The following is a 15,466-nucleotide window of genomic DNA, read 5'->3' as shown; positions in this document are numbered from 1 at the left end:
GGTCGAGCGCGCCCTGGGCGATGCCGATGGCTTGTGCACCGATGGTCACCCGAGTGTGGTCGAGAGTACGCAGTGCCAGCCGGAGGCCGTGACCGAGCTCCCCGATGAGACGGTCCTCGGGAATGTGACAGTCGTCGAAGAGCAGCTCGCGGGTCGGAGAGCCCTTAATGCCCAGCTTCTTCTCCGGGCTGCCGACGGAGAAGCCCGGGTCGGAGCTCTCCACGATGAAAGCGCTGATGTTGGCGCCGCGTCGGCCGTCGGGGTCGGTGACGGCGAGCACGGTGTAGTATTCGGAGATCCCCGCGTTGGTGATCCAGGACTTCTGCCCGGAGAGCACCCAGTGGTCGCCGTCGCGGACGGCGCGGGTCTTCATCGCAGCGGTATCGGAGCCGGCCTCACGTTCGGAGAGGCCGTAGGAGAAGGCGGCCTCGCCGCGGGCCAGCGGTGGGAGGTACCGCTGTTTCAGGTCGTCGGTGCCGCCGAGGATGAGCGGGAGGCTGCCGAGCTTGTTCACGGCGGGGATCAGGGAGGAGGACGCGCAGACGCGGGCGACCTCCTCGATGACGATGCAGGTGGCGAGCGCGTCTGCGCCGACGCCGTCGTATTCAGCGGGGACGTGGGGCGCGTGGAAGTCGGAGGCCACCAGCGCGTCGTAGGCCTCCTGCGGGAACCGGCTGTGGGCGTCGACGTGGGCGGCGTACGGCGCGATCTTGTCGTAGGCCAGGGTGCGTACGGCGTCGCGCAGCTCGAGGTGCTCGTCGCTGAGTCGGTACAGGTCGAAGTCGGTGGCGGTCATGGGTTCCTCGCTCGCTAGGTCGCCTACCAGGGCGCTCAGTAGGTGTAGAAGCCACGGCCGGTCTTGCGGCCCAGCAGGCCAGCATCGACCATGCGGGCCAGCAGCGGCGGCGGCGCATAGAGGGGTTCCTTGAACTCCTCGTACAGCGACTCGGCCACCGCCTTGGTGGTGTTCAGCCCGATCAGGTCAGCCAGCGCCAGTGGTCCTTGCGGGTGGGCGGCACCACGGACCAGTCCCTGGTCGATGTCCTCGGCCGTGGCGAACCCGGACTCCAGCATCCGGATCGCCGAGAGCACGAACGGGATCAGCAGGGCGTTGACCACGAAGCCCGCCCGGTCCTGGCAGTCGATGGCGTGCTTGCCCAGATCGTCCTGCACGAACGCCCGCGCCCGTTCGGTCGTCTCCGGGTCGGTCAGCAGGCTCGGCACCAGCTCGACCAGGGACAGCACCGGGACCGGGTTGAAGAAGTGGATACCCAGGACGTGGGTGGGCCGTTCGGTGGCCACGGCGAGCTTCATGATCGGAATGGAGGAGGTGTTGGAGGCCAGCACCGCGTCCGGGTCCTTGACGACGTCGTCGAGTCGCTTGAACAGCGCGGACTTGGCGGTCTCGTCCTCGACGATCGCCTCCACCACGAGGCCCGCGGTCGGCCAGGGCCTCGATGTCCTCGACGACCTGGATGCGTGCGAGCACCTCCGCGGCGCTGGCCACCTTGCCGCGGCTCTCCGCGCGGGACAGTGATGTCTCCAGACGCTGCCGTCCCGCGGCCACGGCGGGCGTGGTCATCTCCACGACGACCACGTCCTTGCCGGCGCGGGCGCAGACCTCGGCGATCCCGGCACCCATCAGGCCACAGCCGACGACACCGACCTTGTTGATGGCGTTCACCTGGCTCCTCCTCCACGGTGTTGGTACGCAGTATCATAGTTGTGGAACTACGTACCACCAAGTAATTTCGGTGCCGTGGAGCAGCAGCCGGCCCGCTTGGCCAAGGACAGGCTCGTCGCGGCGGCGTTCGAGCTTTTCGAGGAGCGTGGCTTCGAGGGCACGACGGTCGACGACATCGCGCAACGCGCGGGCGTCGGTCGGACGACGTTCTTCCGGATCTACCGGTCCAAGGAGGACGTGATCTTTCCCGAGCACGACGTGCTGCTCGGCCACATCGCAGCCCGGCTCGCGACCGCCGCTCCAGAGACCCGCGGGCTCGCTCTCGCGGAGGCCGCCCGCATCGTGCTGCAGCACTACCTCGCCGAGGGCGAGCTCGCCCGCGCCCGCTACCGCCTGACCAGCACCGTCCCTGTACTCCGCGCCCGCGAGGTGGCCGGCATCCGGCAGTATCAGCGCCTGTTCGCCAGGTTCCTGCGCGACTGGATGGGCAACGAGCCCGACGGCGCCCTGCGTGCCGAGCTGGTGTCCGCGGCCATCGTCACCGCCCACAACCATGTGCTCCGACGCTGGCTCCGAGGCGAGACCACCTCCCCCGGCGAGGAGTTCAACCGTGCGATGGAGGTGGCGCTCGAGCATCTCGAAACACCTGCCGAAGCCGGGACAGCCGTCGTCGTATTCCGCATCTCCGCCGGCGTGGACGCCGTGGTCACCCGGTTGCGTCGGGCACTTGACGAGGAACAGCGGCGCCCCTTGAGCTAGCGAGGGTGTCTGAAAAGGATGCCGGCGGACCTACTTCGCGGTACTGGTCACGGAAGGGGACGGCCGGACCGCGCCGGGGAACGGTGGCGATCGACCGAAGGGCAGGATGGGCACACGGTTCGGGGCGGACACCGCCCGCCCCGGCCGCTCTGTTCGTTGCCCCGCTCGGTCCGTTACCCTGCTACCCCATCCGAAGCTGGAGATCGTCTTGTCCCACTCCGAGGAAGCGGTGATTCTCATCGTCCCGGCGTCCCGGCGGCTGCCATGACCGGACGCGAACCCTTCCGTGGCGCGGTCCTCGATGCGGTGCTGGAACGGATCACCTATGCCAACGAGGAGACCGGCTACACGGTCGCGCGGGTCGACACCGGGCGCGGCGGCGACCTGGTGACCGTCGTCGGGGCGTTGCTCGGCGCGCAGCCGGGGGAATCGCTACGGATGCGGGGGCGATGGGGCTCGCACCCGCAGTACGGCCGCCAGTTCCAGGTCGAGGATTACACGACCGTGCTGCCGGCGACCGTCCAGGGCGTGCAGCGCTATCTCGGCTCGGGCCTCATCAAGGGCATCGGTCCGCGCCTGGCCGAACGCATCGTCGAGCATTTCGGGGTCGCGGCGCTGGACGTCATCGAAAAGGAGCCGGAACGGCTCATCGAGGTGCCGAAGCTCGGCCCGAAGCGTACCAGGGCGATCGCCGAGGCGTGGGAGGAACAGAAGGCCATCAAGGAGGTGATGGTCTTTCTTCAGGGGGTGGGTGTGTCCACCTCGCTGGCGGTGCGGATCTACAAACAGTACGGGGACGCGTCGATCGGTGTGGTGCGCAATGAGCCCTACCGGCTGGCCACGGACGTCTGGGGCATCGGGTTCCGCACCGCGGACACCATCGCGAAGGCGGTGGGGATTCCGCATGACAGTCCGCAGCGGATCAAGGCTGGCCTGCTGTTCACGCTGTCCGAGGCCACCGACGGCGGTGGCCACTGCTTTCTGCCCGAACCCCGGCTCATCAGCGACGCCGTGCAGATTCTCCAGGTCGACACCGGCGACGTCATCGAGTGCCTGGGGGAGCTGGTCGCCGAGGACGGGGTCGTCCGGGAGGAGGTTCCGAGCGAGGATCCGGCGACGCCGACGGCCGCGATCTACCTGGTGCCCTTCCACCGGGCCGAGATCTCCGTCGCCGGCCAGTTGCGCCGCCTGCTGAACACCGGCGCGGACCGGTTGGCCGCCTTCGCCTCGGTGGACTGGGACCGGGCGTTGGGCTGGCTGCGGGAGCGAACCGGGGTCGAGCTCGCGCCGGCACAGCGCGATGCGGTGCAGCTTGCCCTGACGTCCAAGGTCGCCGTGCTGACGGGGGGACCGGGCTGCGGCAAGAGTTTCACCGTCCGCTCCATCGTGACGCTCGCGCTGGCCCGGCAGGCGAAGGTGATCCTCGCCGCGCCGACCGGCCGGGCCGCGAAGCGGCTGACCGAGCTGACCGGGCACGAGGCATCGACGGTGCACCGGCTGCTGGAGCTGCGGCCGGGCGGTGACGCCGCCTTCGACCGGGACCGCCCGCTCGACGCCGACCTGATCGTCGTCGACGAGGCGTCGATGGTCGACCTGCTGCTGGCGAACAAGCTTGCCAAGGCGGTTCCGCCCGGCGCGCATCTGCTGCTGGTCGGCGACGTCGACCAGCTGCCGTCGGTCGGTGCCGGCCAGGTGCTGCGCGACCTGCTCGCCGAGGGGACGCCGATCCCGCATGTCCGGCTCACCCAGGTCTTCCGAGCAGCGACCGAGTCCGGGGTGGTGACCAACGCGCACCGCATCAACCGCGGCGACTATCCGCTGGTCCGGGGACTGCCCGACTTCTTCCTGTTCGCCGCCGAGGAGGCGGAGGAGGCGGCGAAGATCACCGCGGAGGTGGTCGCCCGGCGGATCCCGGCGAAGTTCGGGTTCGATCCGCGCCGGGACGTGCAGGCGCTGACCCCGATGCACCGCGGCCCGGCGGGGGCCGGCGCGCTGAATACCCTGCTGCAGGAGGCCCTGACGCCGTCCCGCCCGAACGTGGCCGAGCGGCGCTTTGGCAGCCGGACGTTCCGGGTCGGCGACAAGGTCACGCAGGTGCGCAACAACTACGACAAGGGCGCGAGCGGGGTCTTCAACGGCACTCTCGGCGTGGTCACCGCGCTGGATGTGGAAAACCAGACGCTCACCATCCGGACCGACGAGGACGAGGACATCGACTACGACTTCGGGGAGCTCGACGAGCTGACCCACGCCTACGCGGTGACGATCCACCGCTCCCAGGGCAGTGAGTACCCCGCGGTCGTCATCCCGCTCACCACCAGCGCCTGGATGATGCTGCAACGCAACCTGCTCTACACGGCCGTCACCCGGGCGAAGAAGCTGGTCGTGCTGGTGGGGTCCCGCCGGGCGATCGGCCAGGCGGTGCGGGCCGCCGGTCACGGCCAGCGGCACACCGCGCTTGACCACCGGCTGCGTAGCGGGTGAACGGTAAGCACCGCTATGAACCAGGTCACATCTACCGCTGACGTTAGATGGAGACGCTACCTTCGTGCCGTGACGACTTCCGACACCGCCGCCGGCATCCTGCCGCTCGGGGCCGACGAGGTCCTGGCCCGGCCCGGTCCGGACAACTACAAGTGGATCGCGCTGTCGAACGCGACCATCGGCATCCTGATGGTGACGATCAACAGTTCGATTCTTCTCATCGCCCTTCCGAACATCTTCTGGGGAATCGAGATAGACCCGCTCGCACCGGAGAACACCTCGTACTTCCTCTGGATCCTGATGGGATTCTTGCTGGTCACCTCGGTGCTCGTGGTGAGTCTGGGGCGGGTCGGCGACATGTTCGGCCGGGTGCGGATGTATAACCTCGGCTTCGCGATCTTCACGCTGTTCTCGATCCTGCTCGCCGTCACCTGGATGCATGGCACGGCAGCCGCCTGGTGGATCATCATCATGCGGGTGCTGCAGGGCGTGGGCGGTGCCTTCCTCTTCGCCAACTCCAGCGCGATCATCACTGACGCCTTCCCGGAGAACGAACGCGGGCTCGCCCTGGGGGTCAACGGCGTCGCGGCGATCGTCGGATCATTTCTGGGGCTGTTGATCGGAGGTTTGCTGGCGCCGGCCGAATGGCATCTGGTCTTTCTTGTCTCGGTGCCGTTCGGCATCTTCGGGACGACCTGGGCCTACCTGAAGCTGCGCGACAACGGGGCGCGCACCCAGGCCCGGATCGACTGGGCCGGCAACATCACGTTCGCGGTCGGCCTCATCGCGATCCTGACCGGCATCGTCTACGGGCTGCAGCCCTATGGCGGTCACACGATGGGCTGGACCAAGCCGTTCGTGCTGAGCTGCCTGTTTGGCGGTCTCGCGGTGCTGATCGGCTTCGTCGTCATCGAGCTGCGCTCCGCCGACCCGATGTTCCGCCTGGACCTGTTCCGGAGCCGGACCTTCACCATGGGCAGCATCGCGGCCCTGCTCGGCGCGCTCGCCCGTGGTGGTCTGCAGTTCATATTGATCATTTGGCTGCAGGGGATATCTGGTTGCCGCTGCATGGCTACAGCTTCGAGAAGACCCCGCTGTGGGCCGGCATCTACCTGATTCCGGTGACCGTCGGATTCCTGGTGGCGGGGCCGCTGGCCGGCCGGTTCGCCGACCGCTACGGTGCGCGTCCGTTCGCCACCCTGGGGCTGGTGATCACGGCGGTGGCGTTCCTGCTGTTCGACGCCATTCCCATCGACTTCGACTATCCGTGGTTCGCGTTGATCCTGTTGCTGATGGGCCTGTCCATGGGCCTGTCCATGGGCCTGTTCGCGGGGCCGAACACCAGCAGCGTGATGAACACCCTGCCGCCCAACCAGCGCGGTGCCGGTGCCGGCATGCTCAACACGTTCCAGAACTCGGCCAGCGTGCTGTCCATCGGCGTCTTCTTCACCATCATCGCGCTCGGGCTGGCCGCCAGCCTTCCGGACGCCATGTACTCCGGGCTTGTCGGGCAGGGCGTCTCCCCGGCGAAGGCGCACGAGCTGGCGAACCTGCCGCCGATCGGCAGCCTGTTCGCCGCATTCCTCGGGTACAACCCCACCGAGCGACTGCTCGGCCCGGACACCCTGTCGCAGCTCGACCCGGCGAAGGCCGACTTCCTCACCGGGCACACCTTCTTCCCGAACATCATCTCTGGGCCGTTCGGTGACGGTTTGCGCCTCGCCTTCGCCGCTGTCGTCTGCCTGGTCGCCGCGGGCTTCTCCTGGCTGCGCGGGAAGGACCGGCCGCACGTGCGCCGTCCACTGCTCGAAGAGACGGCCGAGGGGCTGGCCGGCGCGGGCGACATCGCGGCGATGGAGGACGGTGCCGGGAGTGCTCTTCCGAGCAGCCCCCTGGTCGCCGAGCGATAGGCCGCGAGACATGCCGAGCGCGGGACAGGCTGAGCGCGAGAAAGGCCCCGACGTCGATGATCAGAGCCGCCGATGGCGTCACGCGGGCCGATGGCGTCATGCGGGACAATCGCCTGGTGCGGGACGGCGACGCAGCCAAGAGCGCGGCCAAGGATGCGGCCAGGGACGCGGCCAGGGACGCGGCTCGTGACCTGCGCGGGATCGGTCAGGCCGCGCAGGAGCTGGGCGTCTCGGTGCGGGCCCTGCGGTACTACCAGGAGGTGGGGCTGCTCACCCCGTCTGGGCGCACCCTGGGCGGGAACCGGCTGTACGCGGATTCCGACCTCGCCCGGGTGCGGCGCATCCGCGAGCTGCAGACGCTGCTCGGCTTCAACCTGGACGAGATCCGCACGATCCTCGCCTACGAGGATCGTCTCGCCCAGGTCCGGCAGGAGTACCACGCGGCGTCCGACAACGCGGACCGCATCCGGCTGCTGACCGAGGGCACGTCGGCCTACCGGAGGCTCCGTGTCGAGATCGACGAGAAAATCAGCCGGCTGGTGGCCTTCCGTGACGAGATCGACGAACGGATTGAGCGGGCGGACCGGCTGGCCAAGGGGGTCGCCGACAGTTCCCAGTGATCACCCGATCGTCGGTTGGGCCGGCGTGCCGGGTCGGTCCGGGAACCTCGACCGCCAGGAGCGCCACATCGTCGTTCAGTGTCGATCGCGTCCAGTCCCGGACCCGGTCGGCGAGATCGGTCAGCGCCTCGTCGAGTGACGCGTGGGCGAACGCGGCCTCGACCGCGGGTAGTAGGGGGAAGAAGGCGCCGGTCGTGGGGGCGCGTGCCTCGGTGATGCCGTCGGTATAGAGCAGCAGGCGATCCCCCGCCCGCAGCGCGGCGTCCGTCACGTTGCTCCCGTCCGTGATCAGCCCGAGCGGTGGCAGCCTGGACGAGACGGTGAGCAGATCCGCCTGCCCGGCACGAACGAGAACGGGATCGGGATGTCCCGCGTTCGCCAGCGTCAGACGGCTGCCGTCGACCTGCCCGACGACCGCGGTGACGAAGTCGTCCAGGCCGCTGACATCGGCGACCTCCGCGTCGAGGTTCGCCAGCAGATCGCGCAGGTCGCCCGTGTGTCGACTCATCAGCCGGAAGCAGCTGAGCACCCGGCTCGCGATCCGCACGGCATCGAGCCCCTTGCCCCGTACGTCACCAATGAGCAGGCGGGTTCCCCACGGGCTGTCGACGACCTCGTACAGATCCCCACCGATCATGGCCTCCACGGTGGCACTCTCGTAGCGGACGGCGAACCGCAGCCCGCCGGACGACGACGGGACGGGACTGAGGATCGTCTGCTGCGCCACCTCGGCCACCCGAGTGACGTTCTGCAGCTTCGTCTCGCGTCGGATGTTGTACCGGCTGACCAGGACGGCCATCACTCCGCCGGCCGTGACCCCGACCAACCGGACCACCTGGGCCGTCGGGCCACCGCCGCTCCGGCCGAACAGGTCATTGTGCAGACTCAGCAGGATGCCCGCCAGGATCGCCGCCACCCCGTAGCCGGCGGTCAGCCGGGGCCGGCGAACGTGGCCGCGAGCATGGGGCTCAGAATCGCGAGTCCGAGCATGTTCCATTCCGGGTTGCTCAGGTGCAGTCCGACCACCAGGGCGAGTATGAGCAACGGGACGATCGGGGCGAATCAGCGCAGCACCCTCAGCACCCTCAGCACCTCAGCACCTCAGCACCGCAGCACCCTCAGCACCCCCGGGAGATTTGCCCGGGGATCTCGCCTTGGCTAGGCCGCATGGTTGTCTGTCTACCCGCGAGCGGTCCGGACCGAACCCGCCGAAGCCCTGCTTCCAGGGGTCCTCACCAGCCAGCGCGGTCGGTTCTCCCGCCGATCAGGTCGGTGCCTCCTCATACACTGGCCCACATGACCACGCCTGGTATTCGTCTTGATCTGACGACGACGTACGCGCCGTCGTCGGTAGAGTCCGGGCTGTACCGGCGCTGGATCGAGCAGGGTGTCTTCACTCCCACCGGCGCGCCCGGGCGTCCGCCATACTGCATCGTCATCCCGCCGCCCAATGTCACCGGTTCGCTGCACATGGGCCACGCCTTCCAGCACACGCTCATGGACGCGCTGACCCGGCGGCGGCGGATGCAGGGCTACGACGTGCTGTGGCTGCCCGGCACGGACCACGCCGGCATCGCGACCCAGAACGTCGTCGAGCGGGCGCTGGCGCGGGAGGGCAGGAGCCGGCACGATCTCGGGCGCGAGGCGTTCGTCGAGCGCGTGTGGGCGTGGAAGGAGTCCTACGGCGGCACCATCGGCGAGCAGATGCGCCGCCTCGGGGCCGGCGTCGACTGGACCCGCGAGCGGTTCACGATGGACGAGGGCCTGTGCCGGGCCGTGCGCACCATGTTCGCCCGCCTGTACCACGACGGGCTCATCTACCGGGCAGAACGGATCATCAACTGGTGCCCCCGTTGCCTGACCGCCCTGTCGGACATCGAGGTCGACGCGTTCGAGGAGGAGGGCGAGCTCGTCTCGATCTCCTACGGCCTGGTGACGGTGGCGACCACCCGGGTGGAGACGATGCTCGGTGACACGGCGGTGGCCGTGCACCCGGGCGACGAGCGGTACGCGCATCTCGTCGGCACCGAGATCGAGCTTCCGCTGACGGGCCGGCGGATCCCGATCATCGCCGACGAGCACGTCGATCCCGCCTTCGGTACCGGCGCGGTGAAGGTCACCCCCGCCCATGATCCGAACGATTTCGAGATCGGCCGGCGGCACGGCCTGCCGAGCCTGACTGTGATGGACGAGCGCGGCATCATCATCGCCCACGGCCCCTTCCAGGGGCTCGACCGGTTCGAGGCGCGCAGCACGATCACCGCGGCACTGCGGGCGGAGGGGCGCATCGTCGCGGAGCGGCGGCCCTACCTCCACGCCGTTCCGCACTGTGACCGGTGCCAGACGGTCGTCGAACCCCGGCTGTCCCTGCAGTGGTTCGTCGTGGTCGCCACGCTGGCCCGCGCCGCCGGGGACATGGTCCGTGACGGTCGGACCACGATCAGCCCGCCGGAGCTCGCCGGGCGGTTCTTCGGCTGGGTCGACGACATGCATGACTGGTGCATCAGCCGCCAGCTGTGGTGGGGCCATCGCATCCCGGTCTGGTACTGCTCGGACGGGCACGTCACCGTGCCGCCCGCCGGGGACGAGATGCTCGATCCCGACCGTTGCGGAACCTGCGGCGCCACCGGCATTCGCCAGGACGTCGACGTGCTCGACACCTGGTTCTCGTCCGGGCTGTGGCCGTTCTCCACGCTGGGCTGGCCGCAGGACACGGCGGATCTGCGCCGTTTCTATCCCACCGCCGTCCTGCTCACCGGATACGACATCATTTTCTTCTGGGTCGCCCGGATGATGATGCTCGCCTCCTACACGATGCCCGACGTGCCCTTCCGGACAGTGGCGCTGACCGGGCTCATCCGGGACGCGCACGGCAAGAAAATGAGCAAGAGCTGGGGAAACGCGATCGACCCGCTGGCGCTCATCGATTCCCACGGCGCGGATGCGCTGCGTTTCACCCTGGCCCGGGGAGCCAATCCCGGGGCCGACGTCCCGCTGTCCGAGGAGGCGGTGGACGCCAGCCGCAACTTCGTCAACAAGCTCTGGAACGCCACCCGTTTCGCGCTGATGAACGGCGCCGACCCGACCGCGGACCCGTTCGCCGGCGGGCCGCTGTCCGCCGCGGACCGGTGGATTCTCTCCCGGCTGCGGGCCGTGGTGGCCGACGTCGACACTTACTACGAACAGTTCGAGTTCGCCAGGGCCTGCGAGACGCTCTTCCATTTCGCCCGGGACGAGCTCTTCGACTGGTACCTCGAACTGGCCAAGATCCCGCTGCGGGCGGGTGGCCCGGCGGCGGACCCGGTCCGGGCCGTGCTGGGCCGCTGCTTCGACGTCCTGCTGCGCTTACTGCATCCGGTCATCCCGTTCGTGACCGAAAAACTGTGGACGGCATTGACCGGGGGGACGACGGTGGTGACCGCGCCTTGGCCGGTCTCGATCGCCGGCCGCGCAGATCCGGCCGCCGAGGCCGAGATCGACCGGCTCCGGCGGGTCGTGACGGGGCTGCGGCAGTTCCGGGCGAACCAGCGGCTGCGCCCCGGCCGGCGGGTGGCCGCGGTCATGGTCGGTCCAGGTGGCCGGGTCGGTCCGGGTGGCCCGGCCGGCGCTGGGGGTCTGGCCGGGTGGCGGGAGGAGATCGGGGCGCTGTGCTCCCTCGACCTCACGGTCGCCGACCGACTACCGGGGGACTGGCCCGCCGTCGCCCTGGAATCGGTCAGCGTGGCCCTGGACCTGTCCGGCGCGCTTGACACGGCGGCCGAACGGGCGCGGCTGAGCAAGCTGCTGGCCGAGGCCGGCAGGGAGAAGGAGCAGGTCGCCGCGAAGCTCGCCAACCCGAACTTCACCGGCCGCGCGCCGGTCGCCGTGGTCGAAAAGACCCGCCAGCGGCTGCTCGACGCCGAGACCTCGATTGCGCGCCTCGCCGAGCAGCTCGCGGCGCTGTGAACCCGTTCAGCGGGGTGCCATCCGAATGGCACCGTCGAGGCGGATGGTCTCGCCGTTGAGCATGGGGTTCGCGATGATCTGGGTTGCGAGCAGGCCGTACTCGTCGGGGGAGCCCAGGCGCGAGGGGTGCGGGACCTGCTGGCCGAGGGAGACGCGAGCCGGCTCCGGCAGCGAGGCGAGCAGCGGGGTGTCGAACAGGCCAGGGGCGATGGTCACCACGCGGATCTTCAGACTGGCGAGGTCGCGGGCGATCGGCAGCGTCATGCCGACGATGCCGCCCTTGGACGCCGAGTAGGCGGCCTGCCCGATCTGGCCCTCGAACGCCGCCACGGACGCGGTGTTGATGATGACGCCACGCTCGCCGTCGATCTCCTCGGTCCTGCTGATCCGCTCGGCCGCGAGCCGGATGACGTTGAATGAGCCGATCAGGTTGACCTTGACGACCCGCTCGAAGATGGCCAGCGGGAACGGCCCTTCCTTGCTCAGTGTCTTGGCGGCGTTGCTGATGCCGGCGCAGTTGACGGCGATGCGCAGCGGGCCCAGCTCGGCCGCCACGTCCAGAGCTGCCGTCACGTCCTGCTCGGAGGTGACGTCGCCGGAGCTGAATCGCACCGAGCTGCCGAACTTCTCCGTGACCGCCGCGCCGTTCGAGGACGGGAGGTCGAGGAGGACCACGCTGGCACCAGCGTCGACAAGCCGGGTGGCGGTGGCAAGGCCGAGGCCGGAAGCCCCGCCGGTCACCACGGCGACTGAATCCGTGATCTGCATGTGAGTTCCTCTCCGGGAGGGACGCCGGCCGGAGGCTCGGCCTTGGCTGTGCGGGGTGGAGCTGGGGGAGCGACCTGGCCGACCCCCGACCGCGGCCAGAGGAGGCGGCCATCCGTGCACATCCCGGAAGACGTGCACACCCCGGAAGACGTGCACACCCCGGAAGACGTGCACACCCCGGAAGAGTAGTGCAAGCCACGCGGGCGGACCGCGGTCCCGTGGGCCGGTGGGACTCTACCGGCGGGACCAGGAGAATCAGTAGGTGCAGGTGGGTGCGCCCGGCGAGGGCGCACCCACCTGCACTCCCGGCGGCGCTGGTCCGGCCGCTGGTGCCGCCGGCGCGGGCGCGGTCCCACTGGCCGTCACACTCGGCGTCACCACCGCGGTGAAGCCGGAGCCCAGGACGAGCTGGACACCGGTGATGCTCGCATCGGCGAGCAGGACCGAGCCGGGCACTGCCGCGGCGACAGTGTTCGCCTTGGCCTCCTGCCCGGGGGCGTAGACCACCCGGGAGGTCTCGTGGGTGAGGACCGAGGCGTTGCCGGCGTTGCGGGCGTGGAAGCCCTTGGCGGTCAGCTGCTCGGTGACCTTGGACGCGAGTCCGGCCCGCGACGAGCCGTTGTAGACGGCGACCCGGACCTGGGAGGGCGCGGCGGCGGCGCCGGGAGCGAGCGCCGGACCGGTCCCCCTGCTCCCGGCGTCGGTGGTAGAACTCGCGCCCTCGACCTTGCCACCCATCGGCGCGACGATGCGCTGCAGGTCGTCCGGCCGGTAGAACTGCACGGAGGCCGGGACTCCGTGCAGGCGGATGTTGCCGTTGTCGTCGAGCGCCCCCTCGGCACGGGTCGGCGCGTGGACGGGCACGGTCTGCATCTGGAGGCCCCCGGTGGCCAGCCCGCGGACTCGGGTCCCGAGGCTGCGCAGGTCGGCGATGCTGGTGTGGTCGTCGAGGGTGAGCGCGCTCGCCGCCGCCGACATTAGCTTCTCGGTCTTGACCGGGTTCGTCAGGGTGTCGCCTGCCATGATCTTGCGGAACATCGCACCGATGAACTGCTGTTGCCGGCGGATGCGGTCGAAGTCGCCGTCCGGCAGGCCGTGGCGTTGACGGACGAAGGCCAGGGCCTGGTCGCCGCCGAGCTGGATCGTCCCTGGCCCGCCGACGAATCCGCTCATCGGGTCGTTGGTGTTCGTGCTCACCCGCCACCGCCCGCGGTCGTCCTGGTAGCGGCTCGGTTCCGTGCCCGACGGCTTGATGCAGACCTGGACACCGCCGATGGCGTCGGTGATTGCCCTGAAGCCCGCCAGGTCCATCGAGAGGTAGTGGTCGACCTGCAGGCCGGTCAGGCTCTGCACCGTCCGCACCAACAGCGACGGGCCGCCCACGGAGATCGCGGCGTTGAACTTATCGTGCCAGGCCTTGTGGTGTTTGCCGGCGTCGTCGGTGTACTCGGGGATCAGCACGTACATGTCACGGGGGAACGAGACCATCGTGGTGGTCCCGTCCTTCGCCAGGTGCGCGAGGATCGTCGTGTCGGAGCGCTGGCCCGGCGCGTTCCCGTACTTACCGTCAGTACCGGCCCGGCTGTCGGTCCCGACCAGCAGGTAGTTCGCGCTCCCCACTCCGCCGGAGTCGCCGCTCGAACCGAGGCCGAGGTCGATCCGGTTGACCTTGCCGTCGACATAGAAGTACGCGGCCCAGCCCCCCACCGTGGCCACGAACACGATGCAGGACACGAAGGCCAGGAACACCAGCAACCCGCGACGCCTCGCCGACCGCCCGCCGCGTGCCGACCCGGATCCCGACCGGCCGGACCTCGATCCCCGCGGGTCGAGCCGGGGCGGAAGCACCCGCACGTGGTCGGCGGAGTCGTTCTGCAGGTGCGGTGCGGTCACTTCCCGCCTCTCCTCGAGCAGTCCGGCGAGCAGGGTCCGGCATAGCATGGAAAGTAACACGAATGATTTCATGCTCCCGGATGAGGGGTTCAGCCGGGTTTGGCCATATCCGGGCGGTGGGCGGCGCTGGCTCCACTGGCTCTGCCGGCGGCGGACGACGATCACATAGTCCGGTCGGGTCCCGCCATCGCCGCCTGGATATTTTCGGCGGCCGCGTCGAGCAGGCGGTGTGCCAGCTCCGACAACGCGCGCGCGGCGGCCACCTCGTCCCCGATCTCGGGAACGTCGGGTTCCCCGGGGTGCAGCCGGGCCTGTCCCGTCCCGTGTAGATCGTCGCGGGCGCTGCCGTGCAGGGCCGCGTCCGCCTGGGTACGGCCGTCCTGCTCCGTCAGGGAGATCTGCACGGTCCAGGTTCTTGTGGTGGTCATCTCGGCCTCCGTCCGACGAGCTCTCCTCGGATGAGTTCTTCCTGGTTGTCACGTGCCCGCGTGCTTCCCGGTGACACGGGGGCGGGAAGGCGCGGGGCGCCGCGCCGGTTGGCCCAGAGAAGAAACCGGTCCCGGGAGGGACCGGTTTGAATGCGAGGACGGGAGGCGAGCGGATGACGACTGAGGCACGAGGGCGGGTTCGGCTCGAACAGGGCCGCAAGCGGGTGCGGGCGTATCTGGGCGGCCAGCTGGTCGCGGACACGGCGTGCCCGGCGCTGGTCTGGGAAAATCCCCACCATCCTGTGTACTACCTGCCGAGGGCGGACGTCGGCGCGACCCTGGCGCCTACCGGGCGGGTGGAGCACTCGCCGAGTCGGGGGGAGGCGGTCTACTACGACGTCGTCGTGGCGGGGACGACCGCCCCCGAGGCGGCCTGGTCCTACCCGCAGTCACCGCTGGAGGGGCTGCGCGACCTGGTCCGCTTAGACTGGAACGCGATGGACGGGTGGTTCGAGGAGGACGAGCCGGTCTACGTCCATCCGCGCAGCCCGTACACCCGGGTGGACGCTCTCGCCAGCTCCCGGCACGTGCGGGTCGAGGTTGACGGGGTGACCGTCGCGGACTCGCGCAGACCCGTCATCCTGTTCGAGACGGGCCTGCCGCCCCGCTACTATTTTCCCCCCTCACCGACGCCCGGCAGGACCTGCTCCGCCCCTCGGACACCCGGACCAGCTGCCCCTACAAGGGGCACGCCGAGTACTACTCGGTCGAGATCGACGGGAAGACGTATCCCGATCTCGTCTGGACCTACCGGACCCCGTTCCCGGAGAGCGCCCGGATCGCCGGGCTGGTCTGCTTCTACGAAGAGCGCGTCGACCTCTTCCTGGACGGGGAAAAGACGGTGACTCCCTGAGCTCCCGCCGGGAACGCAGAGATCCGTCGCGGATCTGTGACGGATCCGTCACGAATCCGTGA

General features: G+C 69.4%; 10 protein-coding genes and 3 pseudogenes. 7 read left to right on the top strand and 6 right to left on the bottom strand.

Going from position 1 to position 15,466, the window contains the following annotated elements:
- Together AC08OT_RS05155 and AC08OT_RS05150 are read right to left on the bottom strand one after the other, a co-directional pair.
- Positions 1–796 (bottom strand): acyl-CoA dehydrogenase family protein (locus AC08OT_RS05155; RefSeq protein ID WP_476602571.1); only part of this gene is annotated, 796 nt, incomplete at its 3' end.
- A gap of 35 nt (positions 797–831) precedes the next feature.
- Positions 832–1,642, bottom strand: a pseudogene (locus AC08OT_RS05150) (3-hydroxybutyryl-CoA dehydrogenase).
- Between the two features lie 117 nt (positions 1,643–1,759).
- Here AC08OT_RS05150 and AC08OT_RS05145 point away from each other — a divergent pair.
- The 4 genes and pseudogenes from AC08OT_RS05145 (at position 1,760) to AC08OT_RS05130 (ending at position 7,457) form a co-directional block, all read left to right on the top strand.
- Complete coding sequence (locus tag AC08OT_RS05145) at positions 1,760–2,443, top strand: TetR family transcriptional regulator (protein WP_476592195.1); 684 nt, start codon at positions 1,760–1,762, stop codon at positions 2,441–2,443.
- Positions 2,444–2,707: 264 nt separating this feature from the next.
- Entirely contained in the window at positions 2,708–4,927 is a 2,220-nt protein-coding gene (gene recD2, locus AC08OT_RS05140; protein ID WP_476592196.1) for an SF1B family DNA helicase RecD2, read from the top strand.
- A 69-nt stretch (positions 4,928–4,996) separates the two neighbouring features.
- A pseudogene (locus AC08OT_RS05135) lies at positions 4,997–6,837 on the top strand (MFS transporter).
- Positions 6,838–6,935: 98 nt separating this feature from the next.
- The gene (locus tag AC08OT_RS05130; protein WP_476592197.1) at positions 6,936–7,457 is read left to right on the top strand and encodes a MerR family transcriptional regulator; all 522 of its coding nucleotides are present in this window, start codon (positions 6,936–6,938) and stop codon (positions 7,455–7,457) included.
- Here the strand turns inward: AC08OT_RS05130 and AC08OT_RS05125 are convergent.
- Positions 7,366–8,373: a PP2C family protein-serine/threonine phosphatase gene (locus AC08OT_RS05125; protein WP_476592198.1), complete on the bottom strand. Its 1,008-nt coding sequence runs from the start codon at positions 8,371–8,373 to the stop codon at positions 7,366–7,368. The two genes, AC08OT_RS05130 and AC08OT_RS05125, sit on opposite strands and share 92 nt — an antisense overlap.
- A gap of 380 nt (positions 8,374–8,753) precedes the next feature.
- On the opposite strand from AC08OT_RS05125, the gene AC08OT_RS05120 reads away from it, so the two are divergent.
- Positions 8,754–11,402, top strand: coding sequence for a valine--tRNA ligase (locus AC08OT_RS05120; RefSeq protein WP_476592199.1), 2,649 nt, complete (start codon positions 8,754–8,756; stop codon positions 11,400–11,402).
- Positions 11,403–11,408: 6 nt separating this feature from the next.
- Here AC08OT_RS05120 and AC08OT_RS05115 read toward each other — a convergent pair whose 3' ends face one another.
- The 3 genes from AC08OT_RS05115 to AC08OT_RS05105 form a co-directional block, all read right to left on the bottom strand.
- Positions 11,409–12,170 (bottom strand): 3-hydroxyacyl-CoA dehydrogenase, encoded by a 762-nt coding sequence (locus tag AC08OT_RS05115; RefSeq protein WP_476592200.1) that lies wholly within the window; start codon positions 12,168–12,170, stop codon positions 11,409–11,411.
- 255 nt (positions 12,171–12,425) lie between these two features.
- Positions 12,426–14,111, bottom strand: coding sequence for an LCP family protein (locus AC08OT_RS05110; RefSeq protein WP_476592201.1), 1,686 nt, complete (start codon positions 14,109–14,111; stop codon positions 12,426–12,428).
- Positions 14,112–14,224: 113 nt separating this feature from the next.
- Positions 14,225–14,491, bottom strand: a complete 267-nt coding sequence (locus tag AC08OT_RS05105; protein WP_476595347.1) for a DUF1876 domain-containing protein — start codon at positions 14,489–14,491, stop codon at positions 14,225–14,227.
- Between the two features lie 173 nt (positions 14,492–14,664).
- On the opposite strand from AC08OT_RS05105, the pseudogene AC08OT_RS05100 reads away from it, so the two are divergent.
- Both AC08OT_RS05100 and AC08OT_RS05095 read left to right on the top strand, forming a co-directional pair.
- A pseudogene (locus tag AC08OT_RS05100) lies at positions 14,665–15,132 on the top strand (DUF427 domain-containing protein); the annotation flags it as partial.
- 62 nt (positions 15,133–15,194) lie between these two features.
- A complete protein-coding gene (locus AC08OT_RS05095) occupies positions 15,195–15,404 on the top strand; it encodes a DUF427 domain-containing protein (protein WP_476592209.1) in 210 nt (69 codons plus the stop codon).
- Positions 15,405–15,466: the final 62 nt, after the last annotated feature.

It is taken from the genome of Frankia sp. CgJB1, from assembly GCF_977947065.1.
Note: the sequence above shows the minus strand (reverse complement) of the source record. Positions and strands in the feature narration are given on the sequence as shown.

Coding starts and splice junctions, on each gene's coding strand:
- recD2 (WP_476592196.1), top strand. CDS start 2,708: ATGACCGGACGCGAACCCTTCCGTGGCGCGGTCCTCGATGCGGTGCTG.
- AC08OT_RS05130 (WP_476592197.1), top strand. CDS start 6,936: ATGCGGGACAATCGCCTGGTGCGGGACGGCGACGCAGCCAAGAGCGCG.
- AC08OT_RS05120 (WP_476592199.1), top strand. CDS start 8,754: ATGACCACGCCTGGTATTCGTCTTGATCTGACGACGACGTACGCGCCG.
- AC08OT_RS05115 (WP_476592200.1), bottom strand. CDS start 12,170: ATGCAGATCACGGATTCAGTCGCCGTGGTGACCGGCGGGGCTTCCGGC.
- AC08OT_RS05110 (WP_476592201.1), bottom strand. CDS start 14,111: ATGCTATGCCGGACCCTGCTCGCCGGACTGCTCGAGGAGAGGCGGGAA.
- AC08OT_RS05105 (WP_476595347.1), bottom strand. CDS start 14,491: ATGACCACCACAAGAACCTGGACCGTGCAGATCTCCCTGACGGAGCAG.